The sequence below is a fragment of the Kothea flammea genome, assembly GCF_052161645.1.
Taxonomy (GTDB): Bacteria; Planctomycetota; Planctomycetia; order Pirellulales; family Pirellulaceae; genus Laterigemmans.
The window spans coordinates 1044846-1062472 of record NZ_CP197414.1; the positions used below are offsets into that span (position 1 = coordinate 1044846).

Annotated in this window: 11 protein-coding genes; 5 read left to right on the forward strand and 6 right to left on the reverse strand. The window is 57.8% G+C overall.

The window, feature by feature from the left end:
* Positions 1-77: 77 nt before the first annotated feature.
* The 6 genes from SH139x_RS03635 to SH139x_RS03660 form a co-directional block, all read right to left on the reverse strand.
* Positions 78-2804 carry a hypothetical protein gene (locus SH139x_RS03635; protein WP_488353926.1) on the reverse strand — a complete coding sequence of 909 codons (2727 nt, stop codon included), beginning with the start codon at positions 2802-2804 and terminating at the stop codon, positions 78-80.
* Positions 2805-3213: 409 nt separating this feature from the next.
* Positions 3214-4884: a dihydroxy-acid dehydratase gene (ilvD, locus tag SH139x_RS03640; RefSeq protein ID WP_488353927.1), complete on the reverse strand. Its 1671-nt coding sequence runs from the start codon at positions 4882-4884 to the stop codon at positions 3214-3216.
* Positions 4885-5071: 187 nt separating this feature from the next.
* Positions 5072-6055, reverse strand: a complete 984-nt coding sequence (locus SH139x_RS03645; RefSeq protein ID WP_488353928.1) for an SMP-30/gluconolactonase/LRE family protein — start codon at positions 6053-6055, stop codon at positions 5072-5074.
* Positions 6056-6111: 56 nt separating this feature from the next.
* A complete protein-coding gene (rnr, locus tag SH139x_RS03650; RefSeq protein WP_488353929.1) occupies positions 6112-8361 on the reverse strand; it encodes a ribonuclease R in 2250 nt (749 codons plus the stop codon).
* A gap of 47 nt (positions 8362-8408) precedes the next feature.
* Entirely contained in the window at positions 8409-9824 is a 1416-nt protein-coding gene (locus SH139x_RS03655) for a TlpA family protein disulfide reductase (RefSeq protein WP_488353930.1), read from the reverse strand.
* Between the two features lie 275 nt (positions 9825-10099).
* Positions 10100-11392 carry a glucuronate isomerase gene (locus SH139x_RS03660; RefSeq protein WP_488353931.1) on the reverse strand — a complete coding sequence of 431 codons (1293 nt, stop codon included), beginning with the start codon at positions 11390-11392 and terminating at the stop codon, positions 10100-10102.
* A gap of 267 nt (positions 11393-11659) precedes the next feature.
* Here SH139x_RS03660 and SH139x_RS03665 point away from each other — a divergent pair, with 267 nt between their 5' ends.
* From SH139x_RS03665 to SH139x_RS03685, 5 genes are all read left to right on the forward strand, one after another.
* The gene (locus tag SH139x_RS03665; protein ID WP_488353932.1) at positions 11660-13189 is read left to right on the forward strand and encodes a S1C family serine protease; all 1530 of its coding nucleotides are present in this window, start codon (positions 11660-11662) and stop codon (positions 13187-13189) included.
* Between the two features lie 125 nt (positions 13190-13314).
* On the forward strand, positions 13315-14523 hold the full coding sequence (locus SH139x_RS03670; protein ID WP_488353933.1) for a formylglycine-generating enzyme family protein: 1209 nt from the start codon (positions 13315-13317) through the stop codon (positions 14521-14523).
* 5 nt (positions 14524-14528) lie between these two features.
* The gene (locus SH139x_RS03675) at positions 14529-15545 is read left to right on the forward strand and encodes an aspartate-semialdehyde dehydrogenase (protein ID WP_488353934.1); all 1017 of its coding nucleotides are present in this window, start codon (positions 14529-14531) and stop codon (positions 15543-15545) included.
* Positions 15546-15550: 5 nt separating this feature from the next.
* Positions 15551-16315, forward strand: coding sequence for a tRNA pseudouridine(38-40) synthase TruA (truA, locus tag SH139x_RS03680; protein ID WP_488353935.1), 765 nt, complete (start codon positions 15551-15553; stop codon positions 16313-16315).
* A gap of 119 nt (positions 16316-16434) precedes the next feature.
* The gene (locus SH139x_RS03685; RefSeq protein ID WP_488353936.1) at positions 16435-17595 is read left to right on the forward strand and encodes a glycosyltransferase family 4 protein; all 1161 of its coding nucleotides are present in this window, start codon (positions 16435-16437) and stop codon (positions 17593-17595) included.
* The last annotated feature ends 32 nt before the right edge of the window (positions 17596-17627 follow it).

A 17627-nucleotide genomic window follows, 5' to 3' on the forward strand; every position in this document is an offset into this window, starting at 1 on the left:
ACATTTTTCCGCTGGTAACCGACCACCTTTCATTGTAGAGCTTTGGAAAGATCGACCAGTGGCTGGTCGTAATTTCCCTACTTGCTACGAATCTCTGCCCAAACTGAAATAGGCGTCCGCGCGACGGCCCTTTTGGTTTCATCGTCGTGGCGAAGCGGGAGCAATTGGCCACTTTGCGCGTCACGAAAGGCTAACTGGCAACCTGGGAAATCTTCCCCAGACACTTGCCAGACAATTCGGTGTAACCCCACACCCAACTCGACACTTGACTGCCAGACCTGTCCAGCCGCCGTGTTGCCCGCAGCCTCAGGCGGCAGCCAAGAGACCGCAGTGCCGTCGATCGTCAAGCTCATGCTGTTACGATTCGCCAAGACGTTGCCAGGTTGCGAAGCATTGCCAGGTTGCGAAGCGATATTGCCGGGCCCCCGCATGGCTATGTTAATTTTAGTCGCGGCTGCAATCGCCAAATAAGCGTGAGCCTCAAGCTGCACGCTGACACCTTGGATCGCTTGCAAATTCAGTGCTTCGTCAATCGCGGAGCGGGGCAGGGGAGTGGCGGGTGAGAATCGCAGGCCCACTCCGGTCGCTTGACCGTCAACTGCCAGCCGGGCCAACGCGCCGAGCGTCTCGGGATCGGCCAGCGGGGCGGAGTCGTTGTTCATCGCTGGGGCGGCAGCGTCATTGTTGTTAGCATTGTTGTTGAAGTTATCGTTTGCAGCTGCATCGTTAACGGTTGCGGCAGCGTTGTCTTGCAACCACTTACGAGCCTCCGTTAAATCCCAAGGGAGCAAATCGCTGGGCAACTTCTGATCGAGCTCGCGAAGTTGTTTTTCAATTTCAAGTCGTTCCAACCCGCTGCTTTGCTGGACTGCGTCGCTGAGCAACTGCCGAGCGTGCAGCAGGAGGCTATCTTGCATTCGCCCACCACGTTGGGAATCGGCCGCTTCCAGCCAACTGTCTGCCAGTTGTGATATTCCGCTGACTTGCCCCGCGTTATGAAAAACTAATTCATCTTGAGCACATTTACTTAACCGACTGATTCCTGCCTTCGCCAGCCAAGCCAATCCCTGCTCCCAATCACGCATATTCAAGCAGAGGTGACGGGCGACCATGGCCGCATCTTGACGATTGGCTAACTCCACAGGAGCCCTCGCCATTGATTCTTGCGCGTTTTCCGCCAAACGCTCTGCCGTCGTAATCGCGTCACGGCGTTGCCGAAAACGGCTTCGCAGTAGTTCGTCGTTTAAACCTGCGGCGATTGATGTACCTCGCAAGGCGGTGGCTGCCGCCGCAGTGAATTGTTCGCTCAGTAATTGTTGATCGGAGAGTCGCAATGCCCAGCCGCAAGCGCGTTCCCGTTCGGCAACCGTGACTGCGTTTGTTTCCAAATCGATCAACAGATCAGCAGCCAGCGTCATGCGTTCCACTTCATAACGTTCCGTCAGCCAGCCAAGGACTTCCCAAGCAACCTCTGGCTTGCCGATCAAGGCCGCCTGCTCGGCTGTGGCCAAGCCGAGAGCGACCTGAGTCGCCGTGCCACCGCGGGCTGCCTGAGTCCGCTGCCACAACTCAATCGCCTGCGGTAAGCCACCTGCGGTGATCGGGCCGTTCCGCAGGAGTGATTCCCGCAAAGTCTGTCGCGCTAGAGCAAGCGCATCGGCCAGAGGTAACGGATGCTTCACAACCCGCGCCAGGTCGTCGTCGAGCAAATCGCCCATCGGCGTCGTCGGGCCTATATTCAGCGGACTCGGTACGTTGTCCAATAACTTCGGTGGCACCAACCAGTTTGGCGAATCGTCGGCGGTGGCCGGCCCCGCCAGATCGTCAGCCATACTAGGCTCGTCAGCCACAGTGGGCTCGTTAGACGCAGTGGGCTCGTTAGACGCAGTGGGCTCTTTAGGCGCAGTGGGCTCGACGACTTCGGAGTCGTTTGTTGGCCTCGCTTCGACTGGTAGCGTTGGTGCTTCAGTTTGACTTGGTCGAGGCTCCGTGGGCGAATTGAACGACCCGGTTGCATCCGTGCCCGCAGGCGTTTCCGCTGACACCGGTGGGACGGCAGTCGCTGTTTGGTTACCACTGATTACCCGGTTACTGCTGGCAATAAACTGGCTATCCGCGGTAGTTGGCTGGCTGGCACGCGAGGCGGGTTGGCGAAACGCAACCAGCAGCACCAGCAACAGCAAGCCGGTCAGAATCGCCGTTCCCGCAGTCAGGATGCCGAACCACGCGAGCCGATTGTTGGCAGCCCAATTGAGCACCCGCCGTCGCAGCGAACGACGAAACAATTCTGGAGGCAGGTCTCGGGCAAGCCGACTGGCAGGGCTCTTGCGAGTTGTTGAACTCGCTGCCGTCGCGGGCTTGGCGTCTGTTTGCAATTCGGCCAGCATGGCCAACATCCAGTCGTCATCACCCGGGTCATTATTGGCAGCTTGGTTCTCCGCTTCTTGAACCTCGGCTTGCGAGGAGTCTCCCCATAACCACGTTCGCACCGGCGTCGGCTCGGCCCGCACCAGCTGAACCCGCTGGACGAGATCTTGGCGGCGGCGTGGATCGAGCAAACGATAGACGCTGGTGACAACCTGAGCCAACTCCGCTTCGGAGGTCACCGTTTCGTCGCCGGGGAGGTCGGCAGTGGTTGCCTCGCTGCGAGCGGTCACCGACGACGCACGCTGCCGAGCCGCCCGTCGAATCACGGCGACTCTGGCTTCGCTCAGCCCCAACCCTAATCGGCGAAAATCATCGGCGCGGAGTGGTTCCACGGAAGCATCGCCTTTCTGCGGTGGTAACAAGGTGGTCGGTGGCATGATTGTCGTGGGGGTGAGAAAGATCGGACGCGAGTCATCGCGGCGAGGTTCAGCATTTCGCCTCGAGATCTTTAAATCCCTTCACTTGTTCCAGTGTACAGCAATTTGTGGGGGCGTAATTTACATTTTTTTCGACATTTTGATCACCAAAACGCTCTCCCTAGTGATTTAACCCCAGGCGGGAGAACGTTTCGCAAATGATCGTTAGTTCTTTTGACGTGAAGTCCGCGGGGCGGTTCCCCGCAGCGGTAAATTGCCGGCCACGGGCGCGGCTTTGCCCACAGGTTCAGGCCGAACTATTCGCCTGACCGGGCGCAGAGACAATTACTTGTCGCAAGATTCGATCCCCAACCACTCGCTGGCAAACGACTTAGACCAATCGCTTTTCTAAGCCGACAGCTGGGCAGGATCATTCGTCGGTAACACAGCCTTCGCTGGCACTTTTGACGTTTTTGATATATTTGTACAGCGTGCCGCGAGTTGCTTTCAGGGGCGGAGCTACCCATTTTAACTGCCTGCGGAGCAGTTCGGTCTCGTCAACCTCGAGGTCGAGCGAGTTGGTTTCGGCGTCGATGGTGATCGTGTCGCCATCACAGACCAGCCCCAGTGGACCCCCTTCTTGAGCTTCGGGGGTAATGTGGCCAACGATAAACCCATGGGAACCTCCGGAAAAGCGTCCGTCGGTGAGGAGTGCCACGTCGGCACCGAGCCCAGCCCCCATGATGGCGCTCGTTGGCGTCAGCATTTCGGGCATGCCGGGGCCACCTTTGGGGCCTTCGTAACGAATCACCACCACGTCGCCTTTGACGATTTCCTTGTTTTCCAAAGCCGCCAGCATTTCCTCTTCGCAGTCGTAAACTTTGGCCGGTCCGGAAAAGCGGAGTCCTTCTTTGCCGGTGATTTTGGCGACCGCCCCTTCCGGGGCCAAAGAACCGCGGAGGATGCGAATGTGTCCGGATTCCTTGATGGGATTCTGCACGGGGCGAACGATCGTCTGTCCCGTCTTTAGCCCCGGCAACTCGGCCAGATTCTCCGCAAGCGTGCGGCCGGTGACAGTCATGCAGTCCCCCGTCATCAGTCCTTCGGCCAAGAGATACTTCATTACCGCCGGAGTGCCTCCCACCGAGTGCAGGTCCTCCTGCACAAAGTGACCGCTGGGCTTGAGGTCAGCCAAAAAGGGAACGCGATCGGACACTTTTTGGAAGTCATCGAGGGTCAGGGGGATGTCGACGCTGCGGGCCATGGCCAACAAGTGCAGGACAGCATTGGTGCTGCCGCCGAGGGCAATCACGACCACCATCGCGTTCTCGAACGCTTCCCGGGTCATGATGTCTCGCGGCTTGAGATCGAGCTCGAGCAAGTGGCGAATCGCCGCACCCGCTCGTCGGCATTCTTCGATTTTTTCCGGCGACTCAGCCGGGATGCTGGCCGAGTAGGGTAGCGCCATCCCCAGTGCTTCGATCGCGGTCGCCATCGTGTTGGCGGTGTACATACCACCGCAAGCGCCCGCTCCGGGGATGCTGTTACGGACGATTTCCTCGCGTTCTTCGTCGCTGATTTCCCCCGACAAGTATTGGCCGTAGCACTGGAAAGCGCTGACGATATCGAGTTTCTTTTCGCCCACGTGGCCTGCTCGAATCGTACCTCCGTAGACCATCAGGGCAGGGCGGTTCAAACGTCCCATCGCGATCAAACAACCAGGCATGTTTTTGTCACAACCAGGCAGCGCGATCAGGGCGTCATACCACTGGGCACCCATGATGGTCTCGATCGAGTCGGCGATTAAATCGCGGCTCTGCAACGAAAAACTCATCCCCGGCGTGCCCATCGAAATTCCATCGGAGACCCCAATGGTGTTGAATCGCATGCCCACCAAGCCAGCCTCATGCACGCCACGTTTGACTTCTTTGGCGAGGTTCAGCAAGTGCATATTGCAGGTGTTGCCCTCGTACCACATGCTGCCAATGCCGACTTGCCCCTTGTTCATATCCTCGGGCGTCATGCCGGTGCCATACAACATGGCCTGGGATGCACCTTGACTCTTGGGTTGCGTGATATGACGACTGACGCGATTTAACATGGGGTCTGAAATGGCTGAGGTCTGAGATGGCTGAAAGAGAACAGGCTTAAAAATCTATCCGAAAACCATTAGCCGCTTTGGCGATAGCCGCGGTTCTTTTGGGTTTCCGGATAGGTTCTGAGGAATCGCAGGACTCACCATAAGCCTGTTGCGGGGGGGCTATTCTACGCGGGGAAACGCTCGGGCGTTAGAGCCCTTTCACACGTGTTTTTATCGAATATAGGCTGGTTCCCGCGGTGATGAACAGGGTGTCGCGATCGGGTCCACCGAAGGTCACATTGGCGGTCCAGCGTTGGGGAACGGCAATCACTTCCAACTGCTCGCCCGTTGGATCGTAGACCGTTACCCCCGCACCGCCGGTCAGGTACACGTTGCCCAAGTTATCAATCGTCATTCCATCGCTGCCGGCGGAGCAGAAAAGGGTCCGCTCGGTCAGGTTGCCGTCGTCGGCAATGGTAAATCGGTAAGTCTTTCCAGCACCGATGTCGGCTACGTACAACAGCTTGCCTGCGGCGTCGCCGATGATGCCGTTGGGACGCCGGAAGTCGTCAGCCACCTTAACAACTTTGTCACGAGCCGCACTGAGTCGATAAACGGCTTCGCTCGGCTGGGCCGACGGACCGCGACTGGGAGCCCAGTAAGGTCGTTTATAAAACGGATCGGTGAAGTAAATGGCTCCTGCAGGATGAATCCAAAGATCGTTGGGCCCGTTAAGCAACTTGCTTTCAAAAGCATCCACCCACACGCGATGCTGCCCCGCCGCATCGATTGACCACAGTTGGTTCTTTTCATCAGCACAAGCCCACAGTAATCCATCGGCATCAAAGTATAAGCCGTTGGAGCGTCCAGCAGGTTGCAGGAATGTTTGCAGCTTGCCTTCCGTCGTCCAGATGTGGATTGCATCGTTTGGCTGGTCGGTAAAGTAAACGTTACCGGCCGCATCGGTCGTGGGACCTTCCGTAAATTTGAACTGGTCGCTGAGTAACTGCAGTTCGGCTCCCGCGGCCAGAACCGAGCTTGCCGCTTGCTGGCTTGTTGCTTGCTCTTCGGTTGTCACAGGGTCTTCGGCTGCTGCTGTTTGGCGTCCAACCGCTGCGATTGAAAAGCACAGCCAGCAGGCCAAGCCGAAGAGCGACAAAGCTGGGGCGAGTTTTTTCGTCGCGAGTTTCATCGTTGTTTCTCAAGGTGTGAAAATGGAAGTTAGGCGAGCGGGAGCTGAATCTCGCGTCAGCGTTTTTTGCGGCGTTGTTTATGTTTTGGAGTGCATGATTTTTTTGACTTCTTCTTTTTCGCCGCCGGTGCTTTGGAGGCCGGTTCATCGCGGATAGCATGATTTTTAATCACTTCCAAAAACAGCTGACGTTCCCGCATGTCGACTTTGGCGATGCGGACGGTCAGCAGGTCGCCGAGCCGGAATTGGTTGCCCGCTCGGAAGCCGACGATCATCTGGCCCCGTTGTTCGAATTGATACTTGTCTTTGGGCAGCGTGGTTATGTCGACAAAGCCATCGACGGGCAGTTTTACGCAGCGGGCGTTAAACCCCTCGGGAAAGACGCGGCTGATCACCGCGTCCATGGTTTCACCGATGTGCTTTTTGAGATGGTGCAGCAACTTGAGTTGAACCAACTCGCGTTCGGCTTGTTCGGCGTTACGCTCTTGGTCGCTGCAGTGGTGTCCCAGTTGCACGAGGGCCGCCAGCGGTTCGTCCGGGGTGCTGGCTTTGTCGATAATCCTCTGCACCAAGCGGTGGACAGTAAGGTCGGGATAGCGGCGAATGGGGCTGGTGAAATGACAATAATGCCGCATGTCGAGCGCATAATGGCCATCATCTTGGGGTGCGTAAACCGCCTTGTTCATCGCTTTGAGGACGGCAAAATTAACGGCCGACTCCAGCGGTTTGCCGGCCACCGAATCGAGCACCGCTTGAATTTCAAAACGGCTTTCAATGTTATCGACTTTGATACCCAAATCGCTGACAAAGCGGCTAAGTTGTCGCAGCTTGCGGCGGTCGGGTGGCGGATGGATGCGGCGGAGAAATTTCAGCTCCAGGTCGTTCAGCCAAGTCGCCACCGCTTGGTTGGCGGCCAGCATAAATTCTTCAATCAGCTGGTGGCTTTCGGTGTTCTCAACCAAATACGCTCCTTTAACTTTCCCCAGCTTGTCGAGGTTGAGCTTGATCTCTGGGAAATCCATCGTCAGCGAACCACGCTCCAGCCGCGCCTTGCGGAGGGTCATCGCCAACTGGTGCATCCAGCCCAGCAATTGGCAGATCGGTTCGCCCCACTTTTCCACGTGCGCTTCGCGATTTTCCAGAAAGCGATCGACTTGTTCGTAACTCAATCGCATGTCGGAACGGATCACGCTGTTATAAACCTCGGTGGAGGTTACCGTGCCGTCGTCGAGCATTTCCAGTTCGACCGTTTTGGCGAAGCGGACTTGCTGCGGCTGCAGGCTGGCCAAGTGATTGCTGATGATCTCCGGCAGCATCGGGATCACCCGGTCGGGCAGATAGACGCTGGTGGCTCGGTTGCGCGCTTCGTTGTCCAGCGCACTGCCGGGGGGGACAAAGCTGGTGACGTCGGCGATGTGGACCCACAGCGTCCAGCGCCCCTCTTGGTGTCGCAGCGAGATGGCGTCGTCGAAATCGCGAGCGTCATGGGGGTCGATCGTCAATGTCAATTGCTCGGTCAAGTCGCGGCGACCTTGCCAATTGGTGTCATCAAACTGGTCGGCTTGCTGCCGCGCGTTGTCGATCACCGCTTCGGGAAAAGCGTCGGGCAGTCCATACTGCCGCATTACGGTGAGCGTATCGATCGCTGGGTTTTTGCTGCTCCCCAGCACTTCCAGGATGACGCCTTCGCCCCCCTGACCGCTGGCGTCGGGAAATTCGACCAACTCGACAAACACTTTGTCTTCGTTGGTCACGGGCAAACCTCGCACGTCTCCGAGCGAGACGGGTTGTTCATAGGGGATGCCGTCCAAATAGGCAACGCCGCCGCCCCCGCTGCGAGCCTGGAAGGTCCCTGTGAATTGCCGGCGGGCTCGCTCCAGGATTTTGATGACCACGCCTTCAGAACCGGAACGCGACGAGTTGCCATCGCGAAGTCGGATTTCGACTAAATCGTTGTTCAGCGCCCCTGCGGTCGCACCGGGAGGGATGAAAATATCCTCCGGCGACTCGGCCGCGGTGTGCCCCGTGTTGGGGCGGACAAAGCCGAAGCCGCCGGCGGCGAGGCGGAAATTGCCGCGAATCCTGTCTGGTTCGCCGCTGGCCTGTTCGGGGCTGAGGACTAAGTGGTTGCCCGCGTAGAGCAATTGCCCCTGTAAAACCAGCCATTTTATGGTCCGACGTACCTCGCGGAAATCATCCGGAGGTACTTGTAGTTGGACCGCGATCTGGCGTGGTTTGACGGGGCGATATTCGGGCGAGTGGACCAGTTGTAGGATCCGCTCGGCAAGTTCATGTGAGATTTCCATGCTCACACAATAACCACCCAGCGGATCCTAACATAGTCATGCTCGGCTCAGTTCCCCAACAGCTCGACGATCTTGTCGTGCAGCGCTTTGGCGTTGGCGTCGCCCGAGCCGACTTTGATCATCTGGATTTTGCCTTCACGATCGATCAGCACGGCGTGAGGAATGCCCCGCACGGCGTAATCTTGCTGCATCGTGCTGTCTTGCGGCGTCACGATCGTGGGGTGCTTCAGTTCGTGGTGGGCGAGGAATTTTTCCAACATGGCGCTCTCTTCAGCGTCGCTGTTTTCGCCATCCGCACGGCTCGCTCGACCCGCCTCTTCATCCCAGCTGTAGTTGTACTTGCGAGTGACTCCCACGACTTGGAAACCTTGCTCGCCGAATTCTTCTTGCCATTCGCGGAGGTGCGGGAAAGTGGCGATGCAGGGACCACACCAGACGGCCCAGAAATCGAGCAGCACGACTTTACCTTTGAGGTCTTCGGCGGTCATGCCATTGCCGTTGACCCAATATTCGGCATCGAGCTCGGGAGCTTCGGAACCAACCAGCGTGGCCAGTTTGCGTTCTGCTTCGATCGTGCCTTCGATGCTTTTCAGCGATTGGTTGTAGCGTTCTAAGATCTTAGCGCCGGCGTCGGAATCGGCGGAAATTGCGGCGAATTTATCACGCAATTCGGTCAGTGCCTCTTCTGCTTGTTTGGCATCGGAGCGAGCCAAGCTGCTGACACGATTGATGGCCAGCGAGGCGTACCGGGAAATGGCGTTCACGTCTTGCGGGTCGGCAGTCACCATCGCTTCGGCGAGGGTCAAAGCTTCTTTGGATAGGCTAGCGGCTGCCTCCGAATTGGTTGCCGCGGTGGACGCCAAGGTGAGGGCTTCGATCAGGCTGCGAGTCGAGGCGGTATCACCGGCGACATGTTTGGCCCGAGTTTTTTCCAGCAGTTCGCTGGCCAGGGTGTTGGCTTCATCGCTTTGCCGGGTTGATTGCAGCAAACGCACTTTGACGGAGGCTACAGCCATGTAAGCTTCTTCATCACCGTCATCGCCAGCAAACTTTTCCAGTGACTTATTAATCATGGCCATCGCTTCGTCGGCTTTGCCGACGCGGGGTGCCAGCATCGACATCATGCTCAGGTTGCTGGCCAGCGCCGCCGACCCGCCTTCCGAGAGATCTTTCGCGAAAATATCCTCGGCCAGTTCGGCTGACAGCCCGTAGGCGCCGGCGTAGTCACCTTTTCGCAAGAATCCGCTGACCATTTGCTGGCGCAGCATCATCGCCGTCTGCTCGTCATCAACCGCTTGCACCGCCTTGGCGGCCGCCTCCAAGTCGCCGGAGCGGATCATTTCCATGATCTGCTGCTGGATCGAGACTTTTTGGTCTGCCGGAGGATTTCCCGCTTCCTCTTGAGCGTATGCCGCGGGGGACAGCATGCAGGCGGCGACCACCGTGCGAAGCAAATTACGCATTTCTTATCAACCTTTTTGTATTGACTTGAACAAGTACCTAAGTCCGAAAAAGACTCGCAATCGCCCTAATCGTAAGCAATTCCCCGGCCGCTGGCGAGCATTTCCCGGCAAGATTTTGAAATAGTCCAAATGGGAGTGGAATAGGCTTCCAGCCCGTAAAATAAGAGTGGAATAGGCTTCCAGCCTGTAATTCGTACTCCTACTTTGGTGACGGTGCAAACGAAACGCCTGCGGGTCAAACGATTTTCCGCGGCGGCATGCTACCCACCACTCACTCAATTCCCCGTCACTTTAAACACGCTTTCGACGTTACCGCGGAGCACGCGATGGCCAAGTGCCAGGGCTCGTTGTTCACTCCAGCCGCGGCCGATCACGAAAGTTTCCGCTAGGACATTTGCAAGGCACTGGCGATACATGCCAAATTTTGGTGCCACGAATTCCAGTTTATAAGCGTCACTGTAATAACCAATTTGTTTGGTCTGCGGGACGGCTTCCAGCCGCGCGGCGGCATCACGTTCGATGTAGGAGGGTGTGTTGCTATACCACCAGTGACCATTGGTGACGACGTTGGGGAAAATCCATGCGTAACTGACTAATTCTTGATTGGTCACGCTGGCCAGTACTGAGATTGGGAAAGTGACTTTGGGAAAGGTGTTAAACAGATCCTTATATTGAATCAGGGAGACGCGGCTATCATATAAATCTTGGCCTTGATACACGCCTGCCGGGTAGACTCCGCGGTTGACACCGATCATCAAGTCGAACGGTAATTGATGGGCGTCGCAGAGTTCAGCCAGGGTCCAAAAAACACGTTGGGCGAGTGCTCGGGTGTGTGAGGCATCGGCGGAGCCGTCGCCGGTTAAGACGGCATCGAGGGCGGTCGCCGCGCGGCCGTCGCTGACCGCCGCTGGGACAAAATCGGGAGGCAAGGAGATCGCGCAAGCTTTCGCCCCGTGGCTGACGAAGTGCTCGAAACGTTGCTCCAGGGCGGTTCGCAGCGAAGCCAAGTCGCTGATCTCAACCCCGGCCGCCGCACTTAACCGTTGGCGGATTTCATGTTTGCCCAAGTGGAAAACGAGATCGTCGGTTCGTAAGCAGGGAATGTAGCGGTCCGTGTCAAAGCCGCTGAGCGGATCGTCAAAGTCGTTGGTGAGGAAGACGGCGCGCACGTTGCTCTCTTCCAACACGCTGTCAGCCCAGTCGGCCGCCGCGCAACGGTTTTCCGCTGCTTGATAGACCGCTTCCCAGTTGCCCAGGTGGAGCGTGTCGTCTTCGAGTGAGAAAAAACGCTGACAAATGTTGACCAGCCAGCTGGCCTGCACCGTGTTCTGAATCGTGTCCAGGCTGGCGATCAACAGCTCCACCCGCTGGCGTGGACTGAGTGCCGGATCTTCGATCAGCTCGCGAGGAATGCCAGCCGAGTGGGTCAGCTCGGTGTAATAGTGGTAGCCCAAGATATCAGCCAAATTGGTCGACGCCGGGCTGTGCGGATTGATATGCGTGTGGGGATCGATCAGCTCGATCTGGGCCAGTTCCGTCAGCAGGGTTTCGCGAAGTATTTGGGACATGGTGGTGATGATGATCGAAGGGTAAATGCGAATTATACGGCAAAATTTATCGTTCGCTTGCCAAGATAGCCGCGAAATGGCGAATTGATCGAGGGTAGGCGGGGGCAAGAAGTGGGATTCCTGCAGAGAAAATTGCTGGGAAACCGCTCAATATTCCGGTAGACTGGGGGAGCGCGAAGGTAGGCTGCGGGTTCCGCAGGCGGGCACCAAGCCTCTCGCTTCGGCTCACGTGGACCGCCACGAACTCTTCTCGGTGAGATTGCTCAGATGTTCGATGCTCACAAGAACAACGAATTCACCTCGCATTCGCTCGATCTCGTGCGGCTCGATGCAGCGGCCAAGCGGCCCGTCCCTCAAGAAATGCACCTGAACCCACGGCAACAGTCCGACCAATTGCCGCTTGACGAAGAACAGCTGGACGAAGAGCCCGTTAACGAAGAGCCCGTTAACGAAGAGCAGTTCGTCGAACAACCATTTGACGAACAACCATTTGGATTTAGCTCGCTCGCGGTTGCTCCGCCCCCGGGTCGTGACGATAAGGCCCCGGAGGCAACGCGGGGCAGGGCAGGGGGCACCGCTAAGACAACAGTCACCGACAAAACAGCCACGGATAAAACGGCGGCGATTAATCGGCGAACTGCTCAGCCCGCTTCGCCATTCACTCAGGCGATGGTCACCCTCGGATTGTTGGCGGTCACCTTGGCGGTCGCCCGTTTCTTAGTCCCCAGCATTGTCGAGGAATCACGGTACGCCTGGCGCCGCGGCGAGTTGCGGGCGGAGTACCAATCGAGCGATGAGGGTCTGCAGACGATTGGACTTGATCGCCTGGCGACTGCCTATCAGATGGTGACCCAGCGGGTCGGGCCAAGTGTCGTGCATATCGAAGTGGAACGGGAAGCGACAGCCAGCGAGCAAGTGATCAACGCCCTGCGGCAAGGTGGTCCCCAGGCGATGATCAGCGACCAGGGGAGTGGTGTGATCGTGGAGACCGATGGCCAAATCGGATATGTGCTGACAAATCATCACGTGATCGCTGATGGTAGCAACATCGGAGTCGGCTTAAGCGATGGTCGGCGGCTGAAAGCGGAGATCGTCGGCAGCGATCCGGCAACCGATGTGGCGCTGTTGAAGATCAAAGCCAAAGGGCTGATGCCGGTGGAATGGGGCGACAGTGATCAAGCCGAGGTGGGGACGCCGGTCTGGGCGGTCGGCAGCCCCTTTGGGCTCGATCGCACAATTACCTTTGGGATTCTCAGCGGCAAGAATCGGGCCGCGAAGGCTTGGGGAACGAAATACCAGGACTTCATGCAAAGCGACGTGGCGGTCAATCCGGGGAATAGCGGCGGACCGTTGGTCGATAGCCGAGGGCGTTTGATTGGCATCAACACTGCCATTTTGGGAGACACTTATCGTGGCGTCAGTTTTTCGGTTCCCAGCAACGTGGCGCATCGCGTTTACGATCGCCTGCGAGCCACCGGGCATTTTGAGCGGGGCTGGTTAGGAGTTCAGCTAGCCGAGGTTCCCGATGCGATGGTGCCGAGTGGGAATCTGCGAATTCGCGGAGCGATGGTCAGCCATTTGGCCGAAGTCGACTCCCCAGCCGCGCTCGCTGGTCTCACCGCGGGGGACATTATCGTCCGCTTTGACGGCGAAGAAGTTGCCGACATGGGGGCGCTGATGCGGATGGTTGGCAATTGGCCAGCCGGTGAACGCGCGGTGATTGATGTCGTCCGCGACGGCACGGTTCAATCTTTGGATGTCGAAATTGGTGCCAGGCCGAAGCGTTACGGGTTCTAGCTCTACCCGATCGAGGCTGCGGTGATTACGATGGGGATGATGGAAATTTAGGTTTTGCTGGTTGCGCACGTGCGTCAGCTTGGCCGTTACTTCCCGACCCCCTCCGTAAGCTGACTTTTTGATTTATGAAAAACTGCCTCACCACTGCGATGTTGCTGTGCCTGCTCGTCCTGCTCTGTGGCACGCCATTGGCGGCCGACGAAGCGTCTGATGCAACCGCGGCGAAACTGCCCGCTGGGATCAGCCTGGAAAAACCGACCGACGGTCCGGCAATCCAGGTTGCCGAGGGTTGGATGGTTCCTTACGAGGAGCGGATTCCGGGAACCGATGTGACCTTTGAGATGATTCCCATTCCGGGCGGCGAGTTTCTGCTCGGCAGTCCCGATGAGGAGGCTGATCGCAATGACGACGAAGGCCCCCAAGTGCGCATCAAAGTGGAGCCGATGTGGGTTGCCAAGGAAGAGGTCAGCTGGGCCGAGTATCGCCAATTCATGAGCCTCTATCGAGCATTTAAGTCATTCGAGGCCAGGGGCATGCGGCGGGTCACCGATGACAACCGTGCCGATGCCATCACCGCGCCAACGGAGCTCTACGAACCAAGCTTTACCTTCGAATATGGTGATGACGACGACCAACCGGCCGTCACGATGACGCAGTTTGCGGCGCGACAATACACCAAGTGGCTCAGCCGCGTGACGGGCAGCCAATACCGTTTACCGACCGAAGCCGAGTGGGAGTACGCTTGTCGCGGCGGTACCATCACTCCCTATTCTTGGGGTGATGATCCCGAGGAAGTGGATGACTACGCTTGGTACTTTGACAATTCTGACGAAGGACAATCGCCGGGAGCTCAAAAGAAACCGAATCCCTTTGGTCTCTATGACATGCATGGCGGAGTGGCCGAGCTGACTGTCGATCGTTACAGCGAAGATGGCTATGCAAGTTTGCCACAAGATCGCGTGTTAACCGTCGCCGAAGCGGTGCAGTGGCCCGAAGATGCGTTCCCCACCGTGGTCCGCGGTGGCAGTTGGGAAATGGATCCCGAGCAACTGCGAAGCGCTGTCCGCTTGGCAACCAATGAAGACGAATGGAAAGAAGAAGATCCGAACTATCCCAAAAGCCCCTGGTGGTTTACCAGCGACCCGTCACGTGGCGTTGGCTTCCGCCTGTTCCGCGGTTACAAACCAATTTCCGAAGAAATGATCGGCAACTATTGGGACATGAACACCGAAGATGTAAAGATGGATGTGGAAACGCGTCTAATTGGTGGACGTGGCGCCTTAGGGTTGGTCGATCGTGATTTACCTGCCGCGATTAAAAAGATCGAGGATTGATCAACGTGTATGAAACTTTGGCCCTGGTCGGGGCGACGGGCGCTGTCGGACGCATCGTGCTCGAACAACTGGTGCAACGCCAGTTCCCATACAAGCGATTGAAATTATTGGCATCCGCCCGATCTGCGGGCACGCGAATCCGAGTGGCTGACGAAGAAATCTTGGTGGAAGAACTTTGTCCGGAAGCTTTCGCAGGTGTCGATTTGGTCATCGCCAGTACGCCCGATGAAGTGGCAGCCGAGTGCGTCCCCTGGGCAGTTGCCCGAGGTGCCGTGGTGGTCGACGAGAGTGGCTACTTTCGCATGAATCCGGAGGTGCCGCTGGTGGTGCCCGAAGTAAACCCAGCAGCCCTCGACCAACATCGCGGTATCATCAGCAGCCCTAACTGCAGCACCACGCAAATGGTCGTCGCACTCGCGCCGCTACACCAAGCCGCCCGAGTGCGGCGGATCGTGGTCAGCACCTATCAAGCGACCAGCGGAGCGGGGTTGGCCGGTACCGAAGAACTGCGTGCGGCGACCACGGCCGAACTGTCGGCGGGAAATGCTTTCGCACCGCAAATGTTCCAGCACAACATCGCTTTTAATCTCATCCCGCAGATTGGCTCTGACAAGCATCTGGGTTATACCTCCGAAGAAATGAAGATGGTCTACGAGACTCGCAAGATCCTCGGAGATGATACGTTGCAAGTCTGTCCGACTTGCGTGCGAGTGCCGGTCGCGCTCGGGCACAGTGAATCGATCTTGGTCGAAACCGAACGGCCGTTAACGGTGGAGCAAGCCCGCGAGTTGTTTGCCGCCGCGCCAGGGGTCACGTTAGTCGATGATCTCGCCTACGGCCGCTATCCGATGCCAGTTGATTGCGAAGGTCGCGATGATGTTTTCGTGGGGCGGATTCGCGCCGACATCAGCGGTCCCAACGGTTTGGCTTTCTGGTGCGTCAGCGACAACCTGCGTAAAGGCGCCGCGACCAACGCGGTGCAGATTGCCGAATTATTAGCGCGTAACGCGGCGGCGGTTTAGACGCTTTGTCCGAGGTCAAATTCTATAAACTGGTCGTCGCTTATGACGGCACCGATTACTGCGGTTGGCAGGTCCAGTTGGGCCAACCAACGGTGCAGGGCATGTTGCAACAAGCGATGGCCCGCGTCGTCAAAGAACGCGTTTCCATCACTGGCAGCGGGCGGACCGACTCGGGGGTCCACGCCTTGGGGCAAGTGGCCAGTTTGGAAACCGCCGCTTGGACAGGTCCGGCTGAGAAACTGGCGCTGGCGCTCAATAGCAAACTGCCCGCCGATATCCGTGTGCTCAGCAGCCAACAAATGCCGGGCGACTTTCACGCAATTCGTGATGCCCGCGGCAAACGTTATCGTTATCAACTGCAGATCGGCGGGATTCAAGATCCGTTCGAGTTTCGTTACCGCTATTACTTCTTCGCTCCGGTTGATGTCGCGGCGATGCGAGCCGCAGCCCAGCACCTGCTCGGTACCCATGACTTTGCTGCTTTCCAAGCGGCCGGCAGCGAACGCAAGACTACGGTTCGCACCGTCCGCGATTTGGTCATCCAGCAAGAGCAGGGCAGGGGAGGCTGCCAAGGATTGGCGATCGAGGTCGAGGCCAACGGCTTCCTCTACAACATGGTGCGAAACATCGTCGGTTCGTTGTTGCACGTCGGGCGCGGGCAAGCGCCGCCAGAGTGGATTGCCGAGGTGCGTGATGCCAAAAACCGTGACTTGGCTGGCCCCACCGCGCCGCCCCAAGGTCTCTTCCTGATGCACGTGCAGTACGATTAAATTCGTTCGCTTAGAATCTACAACTCGAAATCGAATAGCCGCTCGTGCCTCGACGCTGGTTACGCAGCATTGAATGGGGTGGCTATTTTTTACTCCGCTTATCCACCCGGTCTGCGCCCATGCGTGTCGCTCATCTCATCACCCGCATGATCATCGGCGGAGCGCAGGAGAACACCCTGTTCAACTGTCTCGATTTGATTCGCCAACATGGTGACGAAGTCTTGCTGATCACCGGACCCGCCTTGGGGCCGGAAGGCGATTTGCTCAGCCAGGGCAGGGGAGGGGAGTTGCCGGTCCGAAAACTCGATTCCCTGCGACGGTCGCTGCATCCGCTCCGCGACTGGCGAGCCTTCCGCGAGATCACCCAAGTTCTGAAAGAGTTTCGGCCTGATGTCGTTCACACGCACAGCGCAAAGGCTGGCATCCTGGGGCGGGAAGCGGCTTGGCGATTAGCTGTGCCCGCAATCGTGCACACTGTGCATGGCGCGCCGTTTCATCCTTTCCAGTCGGCCGCGGTGCGGGCCTTTTACCGAACTTGCGAACGTCACGCCGCCAAACGCTGTCACCGCTTGATCAGCGTCGCCGAAGCGATGACCGATTTGATGGTCACCGGCGGCGTGGCTCCCCGCGAACAATTCGTGAAAATCTTCAGCGGCATGGATGTCGAACCGTTGCTGGCGGCAAACCAATATCGCCAACAGATTCGCGACCAATTGGGCTTTGCCGAGGACGACGTGGTCTTCATCAAAATCGCCCGCTTGTTTCATCTCAAAGGTCACGCGGACTTGATTCGCGCCGCCCAGTTGGCGTTGGGGGAAGACCGGCGAGCACGTTTCCTGTTGGTCGGCGACGGAATTTTGCGGCCCCAATTAGTCGCCGAGGTCCAGCGGTTGGGGTTGGAGCAGCGATTTCATTTCGCCGGGCTGGTTGATCCGCGAGAGATTCCCAAATATTTGTCCGCCGCCGATGCGCTCGTCCATACCAGTTATCGCGAGGGGCTGGCGCGGGCCTTGCCGCAAGCCTTAATCAGTGGACATCCGGCGATCAGTTACGACATCGACGGCGCCCGCGAAGTGGTGCTCGATGGTCGCACCGGATTTCTGGTGGCTCCCGGGGATATCGACGCGTTGGCAGAGCGGATCGCCCGTTTGACCGCCGACGCGGCGTTGCGGACCGCCCAGGGCAGGGCGGGGCAGCAGGAATTTACCGAGCTGTTTCGTCACCAAACAATGACCGAACGTATTCGTGAACTGTACACGCAGATACTGTCGAAGGGCTGAGTTTCGGCTGAGTTCGCCGGTTGGGATAGTCT

Coding starts and splice junctions, on each gene's coding strand:
- ilvD (WP_488353927.1), bottom strand. CDS start 4,884: ATGTTAAATCGCGTCAGTCGTCATATCACGCAACCCAAGAGTCAAGGT.
- rnr (WP_488353929.1), bottom strand. CDS start 8,361: ATGGAAATCTCACATGAACTTGCCGAGCGGATCCTACAACTGGTCCAC.
- SH139x_RS03670 (WP_488353933.1), top strand. CDS start 13,315: ATGAAAAACTGCCTCACCACTGCGATGTTGCTGTGCCTGCTCGTCCTG.
- SH139x_RS03655 (WP_488353930.1), bottom strand. CDS start 9,824: ATGCGTAATTTGCTTCGCACGGTGGTCGCCGCCTGCATGCTGTCCCCC.
- SH139x_RS03685 (WP_488353936.1), top strand. CDS start 16,435: ATGCGTGTCGCTCATCTCATCACCCGCATGATCATCGGCGGAGCGCAG.
- SH139x_RS03635 (WP_488353926.1), bottom strand. CDS start 2,804: ATGCCACCGACCACCTTGTTACCACCGCAGAAAGGCGATGCTTCCGTG.
- SH139x_RS03660 (WP_488353931.1), bottom strand. CDS start 11,392: ATGTCCCAAATACTTCGCGAAACCCTGCTGACGGAACTGGCCCAGATC.
- SH139x_RS03665 (WP_488353932.1), top strand. CDS start 11,660: ATGTTCGATGCTCACAAGAACAACGAATTCACCTCGCATTCGCTCGAT.
- SH139x_RS03645 (WP_488353928.1), bottom strand. CDS start 6,055: ATGAAACTCGCGACGAAAAAACTCGCCCCAGCTTTGTCGCTCTTCGGC.